The 1,019-nt window shown below is 45.4% G+C and carries 1 protein-coding gene; it reads left to right on the top strand.

What is annotated here, in order from left to right:
* Nucleotides 1–60: 60 nt before the first annotated feature.
* The gene (locus ACVA53_RS24950; protein WP_446506627.1) at nt 61–1,017 is read left to right on the top strand and encodes an IS1595 family transposase; all 957 of its coding nucleotides are present in this window, start codon (nt 61–63) and stop codon (nt 1,015–1,017) included.
* Nucleotides 1,018–1,019: the final 2 nt, after the last annotated feature.

Raw genomic sequence — 1,019 nt, 5'->3', positions numbered from 1 at the left:
CGCTATGTTCCCTTAAGTTGTTGCTACACTTAAAGTAGGCAGCAACTGGAGGGAATTTTTATGCTCCAAGCCCACTTTCGTAAATTTGTCACCCAACTGGCGGAACTCACCGATAACCAATCTACTCATATTACAATGTTGCTCAAGGGGACAAATCCAAGTTCCCATATCATCAAGGACTTAGAGCAGCGACTTGTCGATAACCCTGAATGCCCTCACTGTCATAGCTCTTTGATAAATCGCCACGGAAAAGTGAACAGCATGCAACGGTATCGCTGTAAGAATTGCTTGAAAACCTTTATGGCTACGACAGGGACACCGTTGGCTCGTCTTCATTACAAAGAACAATGGGGTCACTACATGAAATGCATGCTGGAGAGCAAAGTGCTTCGTGTCAGCGCCCGAGAGTGCGGTATTAATCTCAAGACCTCATTCCGCTGGCGACACCGATTTCTGGAATTACCTACAACCCTTAATGCATCAGGACTTGAAGGAATTATCGAAGCTGATGAAACATTGTTCGCATACTCAGAGAAAGGTTCAAGGACACTGACACGAAAACCCAGAATACGGGGCATGAAAGCATCGAAGCGTGGCCGCTCCAAAGAAGACTGGGTTCCAGTCCTCACCGTTCGTGATCGAGGTAAACATACCTTTGAAGCGCTCCTCCCTAATGTTTCAGAAGAGGCATTAGCCAACGAATTGAAGGGAAAGCTGCAAAAAGATAGTGTCCTTTGCACCGATGGCTTGCAACCGTATGTCGCCATAAGCCTACGCAATGATTTGATCCATAAAAGGCTGAATGTATCAGCAGGGATCAGGGTGATAGATAAAGTGTTTCACATTCAGAATGTTAACGCTTACCACAGCCGCCTAAAGGGTTGGATGAAACGATTCCACGGAGTAGCGACGAAATACTTAGAGCATTACCTTGGTTGGCATCGATACATGGATGTGACTGAAGAACTTAACGAAAACAGGATGTTAAGTCTTCAGCAACAGTTAAAAGGAACATAGCG

Source organism: Photobacterium sp. DNB23_23_1 (assembly GCF_052873815.1).
Note: the sequence above shows the minus strand (reverse complement) of the source record. Positions and strands in the feature narration are given on the sequence as shown.